This is a genomic window from Micromonospora chaiyaphumensis, from assembly GCF_900091435.1.
Lineage (GTDB): Bacteria > Actinomycetota > Actinomycetes > Mycobacteriales > Micromonosporaceae > Micromonospora > Micromonospora chaiyaphumensis.
In genome coordinates this window covers 45054-61888 of sequence record NZ_FMCS01000003.1, presented here as the reverse complement: position 1 = coordinate 61888, position 16835 = coordinate 45054, and the positions used below count along the sequence as shown (strand labels likewise).

Here is a 16835-nt window from a genome sequence, read left to right as displayed (position 1 = left end):
CCGCCAGGGCGGGGACGGCGGACCACGACGTGGGACGGGGCGCCAGGTCGGTCGCCGGACCCTGCCCGGGCCCGGCCGGCGGCCCCTTCCGTCCCAGCATGGCGGGGGCCGGCGGACCGGGGCATCTCGCAGGCTGCTCACCTCGATCGGACGGGCGGCGGCGGTCAGGCCGTGTGCGTCACCACGGCGGCCACGATGGTGTCCCAGTCCTGGCTGGGCAGTTCGTGGCCCACCCCGTCGAGACGCAGCAGCGACGCGTCCGGGATCTCCCGGACCAGTGCGGTGGCGTGGTCGAAGGGGTGCACCGGGTCGTCGCTGCCGTGGATGACCAGGGTGGGCACGGCCAGCTCGCCGAGCCGCCCGCGCCACGGGGGCACGTCCCCCATGGCGAAGTGGTTCTTCATGCTCGCCTCGATGTCCACCGCCCGGTCGAACTCGCGCCCGATCAGGCGGCGGTAGCGGGCCTCCTCGAACGTGCGGCCGGAGCCGGTGCAGGGCCGCTGCAGGGACAACCGGTACTCGATGACCTGCTCCCGGTCGGACCAGTCGGGCATCCGGACGTCCGCGTACGCCTTCTGGAACTCCTCGGGCATGGCGGACAGGTCGGGGTTGTCCGGCCCCGGCACGCCGGGGCTGGAGGAGACCAGGACGAGGGAGGCGACCCGGTCGGGGTGGTCGAGCGCCACGAGCTGGGCCACCATGCCGCCCATCGACTGGCCGACCAGGTGGGCGGCGGGCAGGTCGAGCGCGTCCAGCACGCCGACCGCGTCGGCGGCGAGATCCCGCAGCGTGTACGGCGGCTTCCCGGGCGGGTAGGCCACCGACTGCCCGGTGTCGCGGTAGTCGTAGCGCACCACGAAACGGTTGTGGTCGGCCAGCCGCTGACAGATCTCCTCGTCCCACATCAGCATCGACGACGTCGACCCGGCCAGCAGCAGCACGGCCGGGTCGGCGGGCCGGCCGAAGGTCTCGACGCACAGGTCGACCCCGTTCGCGCCGACCGTCGTACCGCCGGCCGCGGAGATGCTCTCGGTCATGATCCACCTCTCTCCGTGCCCTCCGGGCACCTCACCTGTTCGAATCGATTTCCACCACGCCGGACGCGCGGCTACCGCCCACCCGGTGGGGCGGTACCGGTCTCCTCCGCGAGGGTCCGCGCCACACACTCCTCCGGCCGCAGGCCGGCCCCGTACTCGAACTCGCCCTTGAAGCCGTCCTCGCCGAGGACGGCGCGGGCCCGCGCGGCGATCCGCTCCACGTCCCCGCGCTCGGCCGGCGGCAGCGGCATCCCCACCGCCTCGCGGGCCGCCGCCGCGGCGCCGAGCAGCCGGGCGGCGCCCACCCCGTCGCCGGCCACCGCCCAGGCCCCGGCCAGGCCCTCCAGCGCCAGCGCGATGGTGCGGCGCTCCCGGGTCTGCCGGGCGGCCTCCCAGCCCTCCCGGTGCCGGGCCGAGGCGGTGTGGGCGTCGCCGCGCTGCTCGGCGACGAACCCCAGCTCGGCCTGGACCGCCGCGATGCCCGCCGGCCAGGCGGCCCGCCGGTTCCAGCTCAGCCACGGCAGCAGCCGCCGCTCGGCCGCGTCGAGATCCCCCTCCCACCGGTCGGAGACCGCCAACCCGAGGTCGGCGACCTGCTCCATGGCCTTCACCGACTCCTCGGCGGCGAGGGTACGGGCCCGGCGGAACAGCTCGCGGGCGCGCACGTGGTCACCCTGGAGCTGGGCGATCCGGCCCGCACCGTTCAGCTGTCGCGCCACCTCGGCGCGCAGCCCGAGCTCCTGCGCGATGTGCAACCCGTCGGCGAACCACCGGCCGGCGCGGTCGTACTCGCCGGTGAACTGGGCCAGCTCGGCCAGCGGGGTGGTCGCCTGGAGGATGCCCCAGTGGTCGCCCAGTTCACGGAAGAGCACCAGGCTCCGCTCGGCGTCGCGGCGCAGGGCGGAGAAGTTCCCGCACAGCTGGGCGTGGTAGGCCAGCACGGCCAGCGCCGCCGCCTCGCCCCACCGGTCGCCGAGGGCGCGGAACGTCGCCAGCAGCCGGTTGACCGGATCCTCAGCCGGCCGCGTGACATCGATCGGGGTGACCACAGCGAGCAGCAGGGCCGCTCGGGCCCGGCCCGCCGGATCGTCGGGGTCGTCCACATAGCTCTTCACCGTGGCGTACCGCTGCTCCACCAGGGCGTCCGGCGGCTCGCCGGCCAGCGCGGCGATGCCCGCCTGCCAGGTCATCGCCGTGCCGCGCAGGCCCTCCGGCGCGGCGCCGGGCACGGCCACCGCGGCGGCCAGCGCGCGGCGGCCCTCTCCGACCCGGCTGCGCAGCACCCAGTACCAGGCCAGCGCGCAGGTCAGGCGCAGTGCGAGGTGCGCGTCGCGGCGGTGCGCGCAGGCGCGCAGCGCGGCGCGGAAGTTGGCCGCCTCGGCGTCGAGCTGGCGCAACGCGGTGCGCTGGTGCACGCCGCGCAGCCGCTCGTCGGCCTGCTCGGCCAGCGCCGTGTACCACTCGGCGTGGCGGGCGCGCAGGTCCGCCAGCTCGCCGGCCTCGTTCAGCCGCTCCAGGCAGTAGGCGGCGACGGACTCCAGCAGGCGGTACCGAGGGCCGTCGGGCTGCTCCGCCGGCACCAGCAGGGACCGGTCGATCAGCCGGGCCAGCAGGTCCGGCACCTGAGCGGGATCCACCTCGCCGCCGCCGCAGACCTCGCGGGCGGCGGTCAGCGTGCACCCGTCGGCGTGCACGGCGAGCCGGCGCAGCAGGGCCCGCTCGGGGCCGTTGAGCAGTTCCCAGCTCCAGTCGATCATCGCGCGCAGCGTCTGCTGCCGGGCCGGCTCCGAGCGCCGCCCGGAGGCGAGCAACCCGAACCGGTCGTCCAGGCCGGCGGCGAGCTGGCGCACGCCCATGGCCCGGACCCGGGTGGCGGCGAGTTCGAGGGCCAGCGGGATGCCGTCCAGCCGGCGGCAGACCGCCGCGACGTCGGCCGCGTTGTCCGGCCCGAGCGTGAAGCCGGCCGCCCCGGCCCGGGCGCGGACGGTGAACAGCTCGACCGCGCCGTAGCGGAGCAGCCGCGCCGGGTCGTGGTCGGCCTCCGGTTCGGGCAGCGCCAGCGGCGGCACCACCCACACCTGCTCACCGGCCACACCCAGCGGCTCCTGGCTGGTGGTGAGCACGCGCAGGCCGGGCAGCCCGCCGAGCAGCCGGCGGACCAGCTCGGCCACGTCGTCGACGACGTGTTCGCAGTTGTCCAGCACCAGCAGGAGGCGGCGGCCGTGCAGCGCGTCCGCCAGCCCCTCCACACAGGACCGGGCGTCGGTCGGGGCCCGCACGTCCAGCTCGGCGGCGACCCGGTCGACCAGGCCCTGCAACGCGGGACGGTCCGCCTCGGCCGGGTCGGCCGCCACCGTGCGGTCCAGGGCGGCCAGCTCGACCAGCCAGACCCCGTCGGGGAAGTCCCCGGTCAGCCCGCCGGCGGCCTCCACGGCCAGCCGGGTCTTGCCCACCCCGCCTGGGCCGACGAGGGTGACCAGCCGGCCGGCTCCCAGCAGCGCGCGCACGTCGTCGACGGCGCCCTCGCGGCCGACCAGCCCGGTCAGCGGCGTGGGCAGGTTGGTCAGCCGGCGCCGGACCGGCGGCCCGGCGGGCGGCGCCGCCAGGCTCTCCTCCTGCCGCAGGATCGCCTGGTGCAGGGCCACCACGGCCGGGCCCGGTTCGAGCCCCAGGTCCCCGCTGAGCCGCTCGCGCAACTCCCGGTACGCGGCGAGCGCGTCGCCCTGCCGGCCGAGGCGGTAGAGCACCCGCATCTGCGTGGCCCGGAACCGTTCCCGCAACGGATGGTCGGCCACCAGGTCCGCCAGCTCGCCGACCAGCGTCACGTCCTCGCCGAGCTCGGCGCGCAGCTCGACCTGGTCCTCCAGCGCCGTGAGCCGGCGCTCCTCCAGGCGGGCCACCGCCGCGGCCGCGAACGGGGCGTCGGCGAAGCCCACGAAGGACGGTCCGCGCCACAGCGCCAGCGCCTCGGCCAGCACGGAGACCCGCTGCCGCCGGTCGCCGGTGTGCTCGGCCCGGGCCAGCAGCGCCTCGAAGCGGTGCGCGTCGACCGCGTCCGCGGGGACGTCCAGCACGTAGCCGGCCCCACTCCGGACGACCGGGTCGGGCAGGCCCGGCTCGGCGTCGCGCAGCACCCGGCGCAGCTGCGAGATCTTGCTGCGGAGCACCGCGTGCGGGTTGGCCGGCGGCCGGTCGCCCCACAGGTCGTCGATCAGCCGGTCGGCCGTGACGACCCGGCCGGACTGCGCCAGCAGGTCCGCCAATAGCGCCCGCACTTTCCACTCGGGAATCTTGACGTGCCGCCCATTGGTGGTCCACACCTCCAGTGGGCCGAGCACACCAAAGCGCATGTGGGCACTCTAACGGAGGACCGCGCAGATGGCGTGACGAGCCGTTCCGGCCCTGTTCCGACGTGCCGGAACAGCACCGGAACGAATCCGGAACCCGACGCGGCGACAATGGCGGCGAGCTATTGCCAGTTCGACGGACGCCGCTCGGCGAAAATACGAGGAGTTCGTGGAATGTCGTCATCGCGATTACGATTGGCAATTGTCGTCGGCAGCATCCGGGCCGGTCGTTTCGGCTCGGTCGCGGCCCGCTGGCTCGCCGGCCAGGCCGAGCTGCGCGACGACCTCCAGGTGGACCTCATCGAGCTGGCCGAGGCGCGCCTGCCGGAGGTGCGCCTCGCCGAGGGCGACGTGACACCGCAGGCCGTCCGGGACCTGAGCCCCTGGCTGGCCGGCGCGGACGCCTTCGTGGTGGTGGTGCCCGAGCACAACCGCAGCTTCCCGGCGTCGCTGAAGAACGCCGTCGACTGGTACCGGGAGGAGTGGCAGGCCAAGCCGGTCGGCTTCCTCTGCTACGGCGGCCCGGCGGGCGGCCTCCGCGCCGCCGAGCAGCTCCGGCAGGTGTTCGCCGCGCTCGGGTCGGCCACCATCCGGGAGACGGTCAGCCTGTCGCACCACCGGGCGCTCTTCGACGCCCAGGGCCGGCCGGTCGAGGCCGAGGCCGTGTCGCAGGAGGCGCGGCGCATGTTCGACGAGCTGGTCTGGTGGGCCGAGGCGTTGCGCAACCACCGGCAGATCCGTCCGTACGTCCGGTGACCCTGTCCCGCCGTCCCCGGACGGCCGACAAGAGTGAAGGAAGGATCAACATGTCGTCCCACGCCGACACGCCGTCGGACACCTCCGCCGCCCCGGGCGCGCTGGCGGGCCGCCGCGAGTTCGCCGGGCTGGCCGTGCTGGCCCTCGCCGCCCTGCTGATGTCGCTGGACCTCAGCGTGCTCTACCTCGCCCTGCCGCACCTGAGCACGGCCCTCGACGCCAACAGCACCCAGCAGCTCTGGGTCGTCGACATCTACGGCTTCATGACCGCCGGCTTCCTCATCACCATGGGCAGCCTGGGTGACCGGATCGGCCGCCGGAAGCTGCTGCTCCTCGGTGCGGCGCTGTTCGGGCTCACCTCGGTGGTCGCGGCCTTCTCCACCTCGTTCTGGATGCTGTTCGGCGCCCGGGCGCTGATGGGCGTGGCGGCGGCCACCGTCATGCCCTGCGGGCTGGGCCTGATCAGCCACATGTTCGCCCATCCCGCGCAGCGCGGCATGGCCATCGCCTCCTGGATGAGCTGCTTCATGGGCGGCCTGCTGATCGGCCCGGTGGTCGGTGGTGTCCTGCTGCGGTTCTTCTGGTGGGGCTCGGTGTTCCTCATCGCCGTGCCGGTGATGCTCCTGCTGCTGCTGACCGGCCCACGGCTGCTGCCGGAATACCGCAACCCGCACCGGGGCCCGCTGGATGTGGCGAGCGTCGTGCTCTCCCTGGCCGGCGTGCTGCTGGTCATCTTCGGCCTCAAGGAGCTGGCCAAGGACGGCTGGGCCGCCGTGCCCGTCGGTGCCGTGGTCCTCGGCCTGGTGGCGGCGGCGGCCTTCGTCGTACGCCAGCGGTCGCTGCGGGACCCGATGCTCGACACCAAACTGTTCGGCAACCAGATCTTCGCGGCCGCGGTCATCTTCGGCCTGCTCGGCGGCGCGGTGCAGGGCGGCAGCTCATTGCTGGTCACCCTGCACCTGCAGACCGTGGAGGGCCTGTCCACCCTCGGCACCGGGCTGTGGATGCTGCCGCCGACCCTGGGGCTGATCGTCGGGCTCATGCTCGGCCCGGGCCTGGCGCAACGGATCCGCCCGGCGTACGTGCTCGCGGCCGGGATGGTCGTCGCGGCGCTCGGCTACGTGGTGCTCACCCAGGTCACCCGCAGCGGCGGCCTGGCGCCCGTGCTGATCGGCTTCGGCATCGTGCTGTTCGGCGTGGGCATCCCCCTCGGCCTCGTGACCGGCCTGGCGATCGGCGCGGTCTCCACCGAGAAGACCGGCTCCGCCTCGGCGGTGATGCAGACCGGCAGCGAGTTCGGTGTGGCCTTCGGCATCGCGGCCCTGGGCAGCGTGGCGACCGCCGTCTACCGCACCGAGCTGACCGACGGGCTGCCGGCGGGAATCACCGCTGAGGCGGCGCAGGCTGCCCGGGCCAGCGTCGAGGCCGCGGAGGCGACCGCCCGGTCGCTGCCCGGTCCGCTGGGCAGCGGCCTGGTCGACGCCGCGCACGACGCCTTCACCGCCGGGCTGAACACCGTCGCCCTGGTCGGCGCGATCGTCGTGCTCGGCCTGGCCGTCCTCTCCGTGGTGGCACTGCGCAAGGTCGAGCCGGTGCCCCCGCCGCCGAAGCCGGCAAAGCCCACGAAGGCGGCCGGCGGCACGGCCGCGGCGGAGGCGCCCGCGCAGGCCGGCTGAACGACATCCGCGTGCGGGGCAGGGCCGGTGCAGGCCCTGCCCCGCACGCCTGTCCGGACCCGGCAATCTCGGAGAAGCCCCGCCCGGTGGCGGCGATCGAGAATGGTGGCGGCGGGGCCGGATGTCGCCGGCCGCGCACGGCCGACCCGGCCGCCGGCCAGGGCCCGCGGGCGCGGAGGAGGAGACTGCCATGGCGGACGCCCCGGTCACCCTGATCACCGGTGGCGCGGCCGGCATCGGTGCGGCGACCGCCGAGCGCCTGCTGCGCCGGGGCCACCGCGTCGCGGTGACCGGCCGTGACCCGGAGCGGCTCGCCCGCTTCGCCGCCGGGGCCGACGCCGGGCAGCGGTTGGCGGTGATCCCCGGCGACGCGGCCGACCCCACCGCGGTGGAGCGGGCCGTGCGCACCACGGTCGAGCGCTTCGGGCGGCTGGACACCGTCGTCGCGAACGCCGGGATGGCCACCTTCGACGCGGTGGACGACGGGGACCCGCAGGGCTGGCGGGAGATGGTCCTCCTCAACGTGCTGGGCCCGGCGCTGCTGGTGCGCGCGGCACTGCCGAGCCTGCGCCGCACCCGCGGCCGGATCATCCTGGTCGGCAGCCTCGCCGGTCTCGTCGCCACCCGCGGCAACCTGTACGGGGCCACGAAGTGGGCGGTCACCGGGCTCGCGGAGAACGTCCGGCTGATGGTCGCCGGCGACGGCATCCGAGTCACGCTGATCGCGCCGGGCCGCGTCGACACCACCTTCTGGGCGCCCGCCGGCGGCACCCCGGAGGGCGGCAGCCTGACCGCGGGCCAGATCGCCGACAGCATCCTCTGGGTGCTGGGCCAGCCCGAGGGCGTCGACCTGGCGAGCCTCGTCATCCGGCCGATGCCCGCCCACTGAGCCCCGGGTCCGGCCGGGCCGCCACCCGAACCGCCGGACCTCCCGTCCCGCTCGCGGAGGTAACGCACGGATGCGACACGACCAGCTCATCATCGGCGCCGGCCCGTGCGGGCTCGCCGCCGCCCACGAACTGCACCGCGCCGGCGCGCGTCCGGTGGTCCTGGAACGCGGCCCGGTCGCCGGTGGGCTCGCCTCGTCCTTCACCGACCGGGCCGGTTTCGTGTGGGACCAGGGCGCGCACGTCGCCTTCAGCTACTTCGGCGACTTCGACGCCCTGCTCGACGACGTCATGGCCGGGGACGTGCTGCGCCACCAGCGTTCCTCCTACATCCGCTACGGCGACAGCTGGGTGCCGTACCCGTTCCAGCACAACCTCAGCGCCCTGCCCACCGACGAGGCCGTCGACTGCCTGGTCAAGATGATCGACCGGCCCGACGGCGCGGTACGCAACTACGAGGACTGGCTGCTGGCGAACTTCGGCACCGGCATCGTCGAGCGGTTCATGCGGCCGTACCACGAGAAGTTGTGGACGGTGCCCACCGACGAGATGTCCACCGACTGGGTGACCCACCGGGTGGCCACGGTCGACTGGCGGGGCGCCCTGCGCAACCTGGTCGAGCGGCGGACAGCACCGGGCTGGGGCCCCAACAGCACCTTCAGCTATCCGGGCAGCGGCGGCATCGGCGAGCCGTTCCGGCGCCTGGCCGCCCGGCTGCCCGACGTGCGCTACGAGGCACCGGTGCGGCGGATCGACCCGGACGCCCGCACCGTCACGTACGGCTCCGGCGAGCGGCTGGCGTACGAGCGGCTGGTCTCCACCATGCCGCTGACCGCGCTGGTGTCGGCGCTCACGCGGTGCCCGGCGGAGGTGCGCGCCGCCGCCGCGGTGCTGCGGCACAACCGCGTGCTCGTGGTGGGCGTGGGCGCCCGGGGCCAGGTGGACCGGGCGTGGCACTGGCTGTACTTTCCCGAGTCCGGCTACCCGTTCTACCGGATCACCAACATGGGCCTGTTCGCCGGCGCGAACATGCCGGAGCCGCGCGAGCGCCACGTGTCGTACCTGGCGGAGATCGCCCTGCCGGCCGACGGCGGGTGGCCGGACGACGACGCGGCGGCACGGCAGACCGTTGCCGGCCTCGCGCGGGCCGGGCTGCTGCCCGACCCCGGCGCGGTCGTCTCCCGGTACGTGCGGCGGATTCCCATGGCGTACCCGATCCCGACGCTGGACCGCACGGACGCCGTGGCCCTGATCCTCGACCACCTGGAGGCGCGGGGCATCTACTCCCGCGGCCGTTTCGGCGTCTGGCTCTACGAGTACGGGAACATGGACCACGCCATGAAGATGGGGGCCGACGTCGCCCGGCACCTGCTCACCGGTGAGCCGGAACGCATCCCCCTGCCCCACCGGCAGCCCTCGTCAGCCCGGTCGGTGGCCGCGGCCGTCTACTGACCGGAAAGTTCGGCACTCGCGAAGACGTGCCGCCGCCGCCGGCTCGGCATGCTCGGATCATCGGCCGCGACGCAGCGCCGCCCGCGACCGCCCCCGATCCCCCCACCCCGGAGGTGAGGCGACCATGACGTTGCAGAGGCACCACGAGGAGCGCCACGGCGCCGCGCCGGAGGCCGTCAGGGCCGCGCCCGCCACCCACCGGCGGGCCGCGCTGGTCAGCACCGCCGCCGGCCTGCTGCTCGCGGTCGTCTGGTCCTTCGAGCTGGTCGACTCGGTGATCGGTGACACCGTCGCCAACGGGGTGCTCGGGCACGACGCGAAGGCCACGGCCCTCACCGGCACGGGCGCCGGCCTGCTCTTCGCCCTCGTCTCCGGCTTCGCCGGCACCTTCACCGCCTGCAACATCGCCATGGTCGCCTCGATCGGGCCGATGAGCCAGGCCGGCCGCACGCCACGCACGGCCGCCGGGGCGTGGCGCCCGCTGCTGCGGACCATCGGCCTGCTGGCGGCCGGCATGCTGCCCGTGGCGGCGGCGTACGGCGCCCTCGGTGTGCTGCTCGGCGACCGGCTGCCCCAACTGTCCACCGCGTCCGTCGGGGACATGCCGGTCCGGCTGATCCAGTCCTCCGTGGTGTTCGGCCTGATCGGCCTGGCGCTGCTCTACCTCGGCCTCGCCGCGCTCGGCGTCGTGCCGGACCTGTTCGCAGGCCGGCCGGCGGGGCGCGTGGTGGTGCTCGGCGCGCTCATCGGCGGCTTCCTCATCGGCCGGCCCTACCCGCTGTTCAACAAGCTGTTCCACTGGGCGGTGGACACCGGCAACCCGGTCTACGGCGCCCTGGCGTTCGCCCTGCAGTCCCTGGGCAACATCCTCGTGGTGACGGTGCTGTTCGCCGCGCTGGTCCTGCTCAGCCGGGGCCGTTTCCTGCGCTGGATGGCCGACCCGCGCCGCAGCGTCGTCGTGACCGGGTCGCTGCTCGTCGCCCTCGGCGTCTTCACCGTCGTGTACTGGGACCTGCGGGTGCCCGCGCACTTCGGCGTCGGCTGGTTCCCCAGCATGCCCTACAACTGACCGCCCGGCCGCCACCCGGGCACGCCGAGGAGGAGGTGTCCCACCCATGCCTGACGACGACCGTACGTGCCGTCCGGGCCGACCCACGGGTCCCCTGGAACGACCCGGCCGCCGCCCCACCGGACCGGGAGGTGCGGCGTGACGCGGATGCTGGTCACCGGCGGCGCCGGCTTCATCGGCGCGAACTTCGTGCACTACACCCTGGCCCGCCGGCCCGAGTACACCGTCCGGGTCCTCGACGCCCTCACCTACGCCGGTGGCCGGCGGACCCTCGCGGCGGTCGACGACCGGATCGAGTTCGTGCACGGTGACGTCTGCGACGCGGCCCTGGTCGACGGGCTGGTGGCCGACAGCGACCTCGTGGTGCACTTCGCCGCCGAGTCGCACGTGGACAACTCCCTGCACGACCCGTCGCCGTTCGTGCGCACCAACGTGCTGGGCACCTACACGGTGCTGGAGGCGGTCCGGCGCCACGACCGGCGGCTGCACCACATCTCCACCGACGAGGTCTTCGGCGACCTCGGCCTGGGCTCCGACGGGAAGTTCACCGAGGAGAGCCCCTACGACCCGTCCAGCCCGTACTCGGCCACCAAGGCCGGCTCCGACATGCTGGTCCGGGCCTGGGTGCGTTCCTACGGCGTTCGGGCCACGCTGTCGAACTGCGCCAACAACTACGGCGCGTACCAGCACGTGGAGAAGTTCATCCCGCGGCAGGTGACGAACCTGCTCAGCGGCCACCGGCCCAAGCTGTTCGGCACGGGCGCGCACGTGCGCGAGTGGACGCACGTGGACGACCACAACGCGGCGGTGCACCTCATCCTGGACCGGGGGCGGCTCGGCGAGACGTACCTGATCGGCTCCGGCGACGAGCACAGCAACAAGGCGGTGCTGGAACTCATCCTGGACCTCATGGGCGAGTCCGCCGCCGGGTACGACCACGTGCCGGACCGCCCGGGCCACGACCTGCGCTACTCCACCGACAGCGGCAAGCTCCGCCGCGAGCTGGGGTGGCAGCCCCGGTACCCCGACCTGCGCAGCGGCCTGACCGACACGATCGAGTGGTACCGCGACAACGAGTGGTGGTGGAAGCCGGACAAGGAACGCACCGAGGAGCGCTACCAGCAGCTCGGCCGGTAGCCGGCGCGTGGGGGCGGCGGCACGCGCGCCGCCGCCCCCCGCTCTCCGTCCTTCCGGCTCAGGACGGCCGCCCGCCGAACGCCCAGTCGTGCACCTCGATCTCGGCGTACCGGTCGGGGGTCAGGACGGCACGCGCCTCGTCCGGGTCCGCGGCCCTGACCAGCGCCGTCGTGCCCAGCCACGTGACGCCGTCGTCGGAGAGCAGCGGCCCGTACGCGATCAGGTCGGTCCGGTCGTGCGGCGCGTCGAGGTCGGCGGCCGGCCCCGCGCCGAGGCCGAGGACCAGGTAGCGGCTGCCGCCGGTCCGGCCTCCGGGGAAGTCCCACATGGTGCGGCCCAGCGTGTTGCGCCACCGACGCAGGAGCACGTCCCGGTAGGCGCCGGCCTGGTAGTTGGGCTCGTCGAAGGCGAACGCCCGGGCGGCGGCGGGATCGGGCAGGTCGAGGATGTGCACGCTGCCGGTGGGGCTGCCGCCGTCGGCGGTGAAGGTCGGGCCGCGGGCGATCATCTCCGCCGCGTACCGGTCCATGTAGGACCAGTGTGCCTCCAGCAACTCCTCGCGCAGTGGCGAGGAGCCGTGCCGGTCGCGGTGGTAACAGAAGAACTCCATTGTCACATCCTCGCCTGCCTCCGGCGGGCGGCTGACCTGGGCCTTGTACGGCTGCGACAGGTGCGACGAGGCGGGGCGGCGGCAGGTCGCCGCCGCCCCGCGCTCTCCGTCCGTCAGGCCGGGGAGCCCGTCACGGTGAACTGACGGGTACGGCCGATGTTGTCGAACGAGCCGAAGCCGACCCGACCGGAGGTGAAGGTGGTGTCCTTCGCGGTCAGCAGCGGATCCTTGTGCCCGTCGACGTACACGGCGATCTCACCGGTGGCGGGCAGGTGCACCACGCGCACCTTGTGCCAGTCGGCGTCGGTGATCGCCGGGTTGGCGCCCCGGGAGCGCCCGTTCCACTGGTGGTCGATCCGTTCCCGGTCGGCGTTGTTGACCTTGAAGATGCCGTTGTGCGGGTAGATCGTGTTGTCGGTGGACAGGTGCGCGTAGTAGTACTGCGTGTCCGACTGCCAGCCGAAGACGATGATCACGTCCCGGTTGGTGACCTCCACGGGGGTGTCGAGGCGCACCCGGGCGTCGATCTGCACCGACGAGAAGGCCGGACCCTTGTTGAGGATGGCGTACTCGAACGGCCGGCGCGGGCCGGGTCGGCTCACGCCCGCCTCGGCGAGGATGACCTCGTCGCCGTCGAACTGCCACTTCGACGGGGTCACCGGCGTCCAGTTCTGCGCGCCGCCGGTGTGGACGACCCTGGTGTGGCCCACCTTGCCCTCCGCCACGGTCTTCGTGCCCACGACCTTCCAGATCTTCCCGTTGGCCTTGGCCAGGATGTAGAGCTCACCCGCGGCGTCGGTGCCGAAGCGCAGGTCGACCCGGTTCGGGTCGCCGGGCGCGCCCGGGCTGGACAGGTCCTGCATGCGTACCAGGTCGCCGGCGGTGGTGTACAGGGCGAACCGGTGGATCGGGGCGAGCCCCGTGCCGCGGCGCATCTCGTTCGCCTCGGTGTAGAGCACCCGGCCGTCGACCAGGTCGCCGAAGACGTACTTGCCCTTCAGCGCGGGCACGGACTTCCCGCGGTAGACGAAGCCGCCGGCCACCGCGACGCCCACGTCGGAGGTGCAGTTCCAGTTCGCCGCCGGGTCGTGGTCGTACGCGGCGACCGGGTAGGTGTAGCCGTACTTCGCGTCGTCGGCCGGCAGCGGGTAGAGCTTGTCGCAGGGGTTGGTCGCGGTCTTGTCGAAGACCCAGTTGCCCTCGCGCTCGCTCCAGCCGAAGTTGTCCCCGGCCTGGACCTCGTAGATGGACTCGACGGCGTGCTCGCCGATGTGGCCCAGGTACATCCGGCCGGTGGCCCGGTCCCAGCTGAACCGGTGCGGGTCGCGGAAGCCGACCGCGTAGATCTCACCGAGCGCGCCGTCCCGCCCGACGAACGGGTTGTCGGCCGGGATCCCGTACCGGCCGTTCGGGGCGTTCGTGCCGCGCGGGTCGATGCGCAGCAGCTTGCCGTGCGGCATGCCCATGTTCTGCGGGTCGCCGTTGCGGTAGCCCTGGCCGCCGTCACCGACGGCGAGGTAGAGCATCCCGTAGTCGGGGTCGCCCGGCTTCACGGTCGGGTTGAAGTTGATCTCCTGGACGCCGTGGATCTGGCCGCCGAAGCCGATCCGCAGCACCTCGCGGTGGGTGCCGGAGAAGGTGTCCGCGGCCGGGTCGCTGGCCGTCCACTCCGTGATCACGGCCTGGTAGATGGTGTTCGGCTGGGCGTAGTCCGGGGTCCGGGTCGCCAGCGAGGCCTGCTCGGTGTGGATGGTGTAGAAGCGACCGTTGCTCCCGAACTCCGGGTGGAAGGCGACGTACCCGAAGCCCTGGCCGAGACCGCGGCCGGAGAAGAACTGCGGCGCGAAGGTGGCCGCCACGTCGAGGTAGACGTGCGGCGTGCCGTTCTCCACGAGGTAGAGGTTGCCGTTGAGGTCCGGCACGGCCCGGCGGCCGGAGCCGTCGGGCAGCTCGCTGATCGTGTTGATCCGGGCCTTGCGTACGAGCCGCGCGTCGACCGGCGCCGGGTTCGGCGTGGACTGCGGGAAGCTGGCGTACTCCTGGAGCACCAGCCCCAGGTGCGACTGGATCTGCGATTCGGGGATCGGGTCGTAGACGGCGCCGTCGGCCCGGGCGGGCCCGGCGACCAGGGTGGACAGGACGAGGGTGGCGGCAGTGACCCCGGCGGTGACTGCGGCTCTGCGGAGCCTGCCGGTGCTGCCAGCGCGAATGAACACGCGGTTCTCCTTCTCGGTGGGACGGTCCGAGGAACGGTCAGCGGGCCATGTAGCGGTACTGCTTGGCGATGTCGCCCGCCGGGATCACGCTGTCGAGGAACATGAGGCCGTCCATGCGGCAGTCGCACGGGTTGCGTTCCAGGTTGTTCTGCGGGAAGCTGCCGCCGATCTTGATGCCGCGGGCGTCGGTGGCGCTGGTGACGTGCGGGCCGGGCCCGTTGAGCTGCCAGGGGTCGCCGGCCGTGGTGTAGAAGCCGTCGACCGGCTCGCCGTTGCGGTAGAGCGCCATGGTGCCGCTGGTGAAGTCGTAGGTGGCGGCGAGGTGCACCCACTCCCCCTTCGGCAGCAGGGTCCGCCAGTCCTCGTTGGCCGCGAAGGTCTGCGAGGCGCCGCCGTCGACGCGGCGGCCGAGGGCGACCAGGCGCAGCTCGCCGCTGACGTCGATGAGCTCCAGCAGGGCCCGCACGCCGTGCCCGTCGGAGTCGCCGGTCAGCACGCCGGCCAGGCCGATGGCGTTGTACCGGTCGGTCGGGTTGGCGGTGACGGAGTTCAACGCCGGGCCGTCCATGTCCCGCTTGAACCAGCCCATCACCGTGGTGCCCTCGGCGCCGCTGAACGCGCGCAGCGTCCGGACGCCGCTGGACGACCAGATGCCGGCCTTCCAGTCGTCGTTGCCGGCGGCCTGCGGGTTGACCTGCCGGGTCTGCAGCGCGTCACCGCTGCCCTTGTACGCCCGGTCGGGCACGCGCATGGCCGCGCCGCCGTTGACCAGCTCGATCTCGGTGCCCGACCGGCCCAGGTCCCGCTCGAGCGCGGCGTCGCCGTCCACCGGGTGGTCGAAGTCGTAGAAGGCCACGAGGTGCGGCCAGAGGGCGGGGTGGACGTCGTGCGGTCCGGGCCGGTCGGCACGGGCCGGGCTCGCGGCCGCGGTGAGCGCCAGCGCCAGCGCGGCGGTGGCGGCAAGGGCGGCGCGTCGAGGTCTTCTCATGGGGAGGTGCTCCCTTCGTCGGTGCGGTGGTGCGGTGACGAAAGCGCTTACGCACCGGGCGTGCATCGATGCCCGGAGGTGGAGTCGGGGTGGGTCGGGACAGGACGGTCCGCCCTGGGCCGGCCGGACGGCCGAGGCGGCGCCGCGCTTACGAAAGCGCTTACGTAAGCGCTTTCGTACCCTATGCTGTGCCCTACGCCACACGCAAGAGCGCGGTGCGGATCAATGTCTGCCAGGAGTCACCCATGCCCCGACCCGGACCACGGTTGCGTCTCGTCGACGTGGCGGAACGCGCCGGCGTCTCGCTGGCGACCGCCTCCCGCGCCCTCGCCGGCCGGGAGGGCGTCAGCGAGGAGGTGGCCCGGCACGTCCGGCAGGTCTCCCGGGAACTCGGCTACGTCGCCAACCCCTACGCCCGCACGCTCGCCGGCGGCGCCAGCACCACCGTCGGGCTGATCGTCCACCAGATCGACGACCCGTACTTCTCCGAGATCGCCAGCGGCGTCCTCCAGGTCGCCGCCGAGGAGGGCCTACTCGTCCAGATCGCACACTCCGGACGCGACCCCGAGAACGAGCTGCGCCAGCTGCGGCACCTCATCGCCCAGCAGGTCGGGATCATCCTCATCGCCGGCTCCGGCTACGACGACCCGCGCGTGGAGGCCGAGGCGCGCGCCGAACTCGCCGGCTTCCAGCGGGCCGGCGGACGGGTCGCGGTCATCGGCCGGCACGCCCTGGGCGTCGACGCGGTGGTGCCGGACAACGAGGCCGGTGGCCGCGACATCGGCGCCCACCTGCTGGGCCTCGGCCACCGGCGGATCGCCGTCGCCGCCGGCACCCCGGGCCTGACCACCGTGGCCGACCGGCTCGCCGGGGTGACCGCCGCGCTCGCCGCGCACGGGCACTCCCCCGACGACCTCGCCGTCGTCCACTCCGACTTCACCCGCGACGGCGGCCGGGTGGCCACCGAACGGATCCTGCACTACCATCCCGACCGCACGGCGATCATCGCGCTCAACGACGCCATGGCGATCGGCGTGCTCTCCGTGCTGCGGTCCCGGCGCATCCCGGTGCCCGAGCGCGTGTCGGTGGTCGGCTTCGACGACGTGTCGGTCGCCGCCGACCTGGCGCCCAGCCTCACCACCGTCCGGCTGCCGATGACCGAGATGGGGCGGATGGCGCTGACCCTCGCGCTGAAGCCCCGGTCGACCCGGCCGCGACGGCGCTCCACCGGTCACACGCTCATCGTCCGCGACTCGACCGGCCCGGCGCCCGCCACCGACGCCTGACCGCCGGACTGACGTTCAGGGACACGAGCGCGAGGAGCTGAGGGCCATGGGCGCGACCACCGTCGTCAACCTGAAGGGCCACCGGGACGACCCGGCGTACGCCGACGTGGTCTACGTGGGGCGGGCCATGTCGCGGGGCGGCTGGCGGCTGCCGCAGTCCCCGCTGTCCAGCCCGTTCCGCCCCGGCCCGGACGGCACCCGGGACGAGGTGATCGAGAAGTACCGGGAATACCTGCTGGGCCGGCCCGACCTGCTCGCGCTGCTGCCCGACCTGCGCGGGCGCCGGCTGGGCTGCTGGTGCGTGCCGGAACGCTGTCACGCCGAGGTGATCGCCGAACTCGCCGACACGCCGCCCCGCACCTGATCCCGGCGGG

Annotated in this window: 13 protein-coding genes; 8 read left to right on the top strand and 5 right to left on the bottom strand. The window is 73.8% G+C overall.

Going from position 1 to position 16835, the window contains the following annotated elements:
- Positions 1 to 164: 164 nt before the first annotated feature.
- Complete coding sequence (locus GA0070214_RS09675; RefSeq protein ID WP_091261629.1) at positions 165 to 1037, bottom strand: alpha/beta fold hydrolase; 873 nt, start codon at positions 1035 to 1037, stop codon at positions 165 to 167.
- A 71-nt stretch (positions 1038 to 1108) separates the two neighbouring features.
- Positions 1109 to 4387: an AfsR/SARP family transcriptional regulator gene (locus GA0070214_RS09670; protein ID WP_091261627.1), complete on the bottom strand. Its 3279-nt coding sequence runs from the start codon at positions 4385 to 4387 to the stop codon at positions 1109 to 1111.
- Positions 4388 to 4579: 192 nt separating this feature from the next.
- Between GA0070214_RS09670 and GA0070214_RS09665 the strand changes: the two genes are divergently transcribed.
- From GA0070214_RS09665 to rfbB, 6 genes are all read left to right on the top strand, one after another.
- Entirely contained in the window at positions 4580 to 5140 is a 561-nt protein-coding gene (locus GA0070214_RS09665; RefSeq protein ID WP_244167628.1) for an NADPH-dependent FMN reductase, read from the top strand.
- Positions 5141 to 5190: 50 nt separating this feature from the next.
- Positions 5191 to 6816, top strand: a complete 1626-nt coding sequence (locus GA0070214_RS09660) for an MFS transporter (protein ID WP_091261623.1) — start codon at positions 5191 to 5193, stop codon at positions 6814 to 6816.
- A 190-nt stretch (positions 6817 to 7006) separates the two neighbouring features.
- Positions 7007 to 7705, top strand: a complete 699-nt coding sequence (locus GA0070214_RS09655) for an SDR family oxidoreductase (RefSeq protein ID WP_091261620.1) — start codon at positions 7007 to 7009, stop codon at positions 7703 to 7705.
- A 70-nt stretch (positions 7706 to 7775) separates the two neighbouring features.
- On the top strand, positions 7776 to 9155 hold the full coding sequence (locus GA0070214_RS09650; RefSeq protein WP_091261618.1) for a protoporphyrinogen/coproporphyrinogen oxidase: 1380 nt from the start codon (positions 7776 to 7778) through the stop codon (positions 9153 to 9155).
- A 124-nt stretch (positions 9156 to 9279) separates the two neighbouring features.
- Positions 9280 to 10224 (top strand): hypothetical protein, encoded by a 945-nt coding sequence (locus tag GA0070214_RS09645; protein ID WP_091261616.1) that lies wholly within the window; start codon positions 9280 to 9282, stop codon positions 10222 to 10224.
- A 147-nt stretch (positions 10225 to 10371) separates the two neighbouring features.
- Complete coding sequence (gene rfbB / locus GA0070214_RS09640) at positions 10372 to 11361, top strand: dTDP-glucose 4,6-dehydratase (protein WP_091261613.1); 990 nt, start codon at positions 10372 to 10374, stop codon at positions 11359 to 11361.
- A gap of 58 nt (positions 11362 to 11419) precedes the next feature.
- Here rfbB and GA0070214_RS09635 read toward each other — a convergent pair whose 3' ends face one another.
- The 3 genes from GA0070214_RS09635 to GA0070214_RS09625 form a co-directional block, all read right to left on the bottom strand.
- Positions 11420 to 11971 carry a YciI family protein gene (locus tag GA0070214_RS09635; RefSeq protein ID WP_091261610.1) on the bottom strand — a complete coding sequence of 184 codons (552 nt, stop codon included), beginning with the start codon at positions 11969 to 11971 and terminating at the stop codon, positions 11420 to 11422.
- Between the two features lie 113 nt (positions 11972 to 12084).
- Entirely contained in the window at positions 12085 to 14187 is a 2103-nt protein-coding gene (locus GA0070214_RS09630; protein WP_091261608.1) for a PQQ-dependent sugar dehydrogenase, read from the bottom strand.
- Positions 14188 to 14224: 37 nt separating this feature from the next.
- Complete coding sequence (locus tag GA0070214_RS09625) at positions 14225 to 15175, bottom strand: LamG-like jellyroll fold domain-containing protein (RefSeq protein ID WP_091261605.1); 951 nt, start codon at positions 15173 to 15175, stop codon at positions 14225 to 14227.
- A 245-nt stretch (positions 15176 to 15420) separates the two neighbouring features.
- On the opposite strand from GA0070214_RS09625, the gene GA0070214_RS09620 reads away from it, so the two are divergent.
- Complete coding sequence (locus tag GA0070214_RS09620) at positions 15421 to 16461, top strand: LacI family DNA-binding transcriptional regulator (protein ID WP_091261603.1); 1041 nt, start codon at positions 15421 to 15423, stop codon at positions 16459 to 16461.
- Between the two features lie 46 nt (positions 16462 to 16507).
- Positions 16508 to 16825, top strand: coding sequence for a DUF4326 domain-containing protein (locus GA0070214_RS09615; protein ID WP_091261601.1), 318 nt, complete (start codon positions 16508 to 16510; stop codon positions 16823 to 16825).
- Positions 16826 to 16835 lie beyond the last annotated feature (10 nt).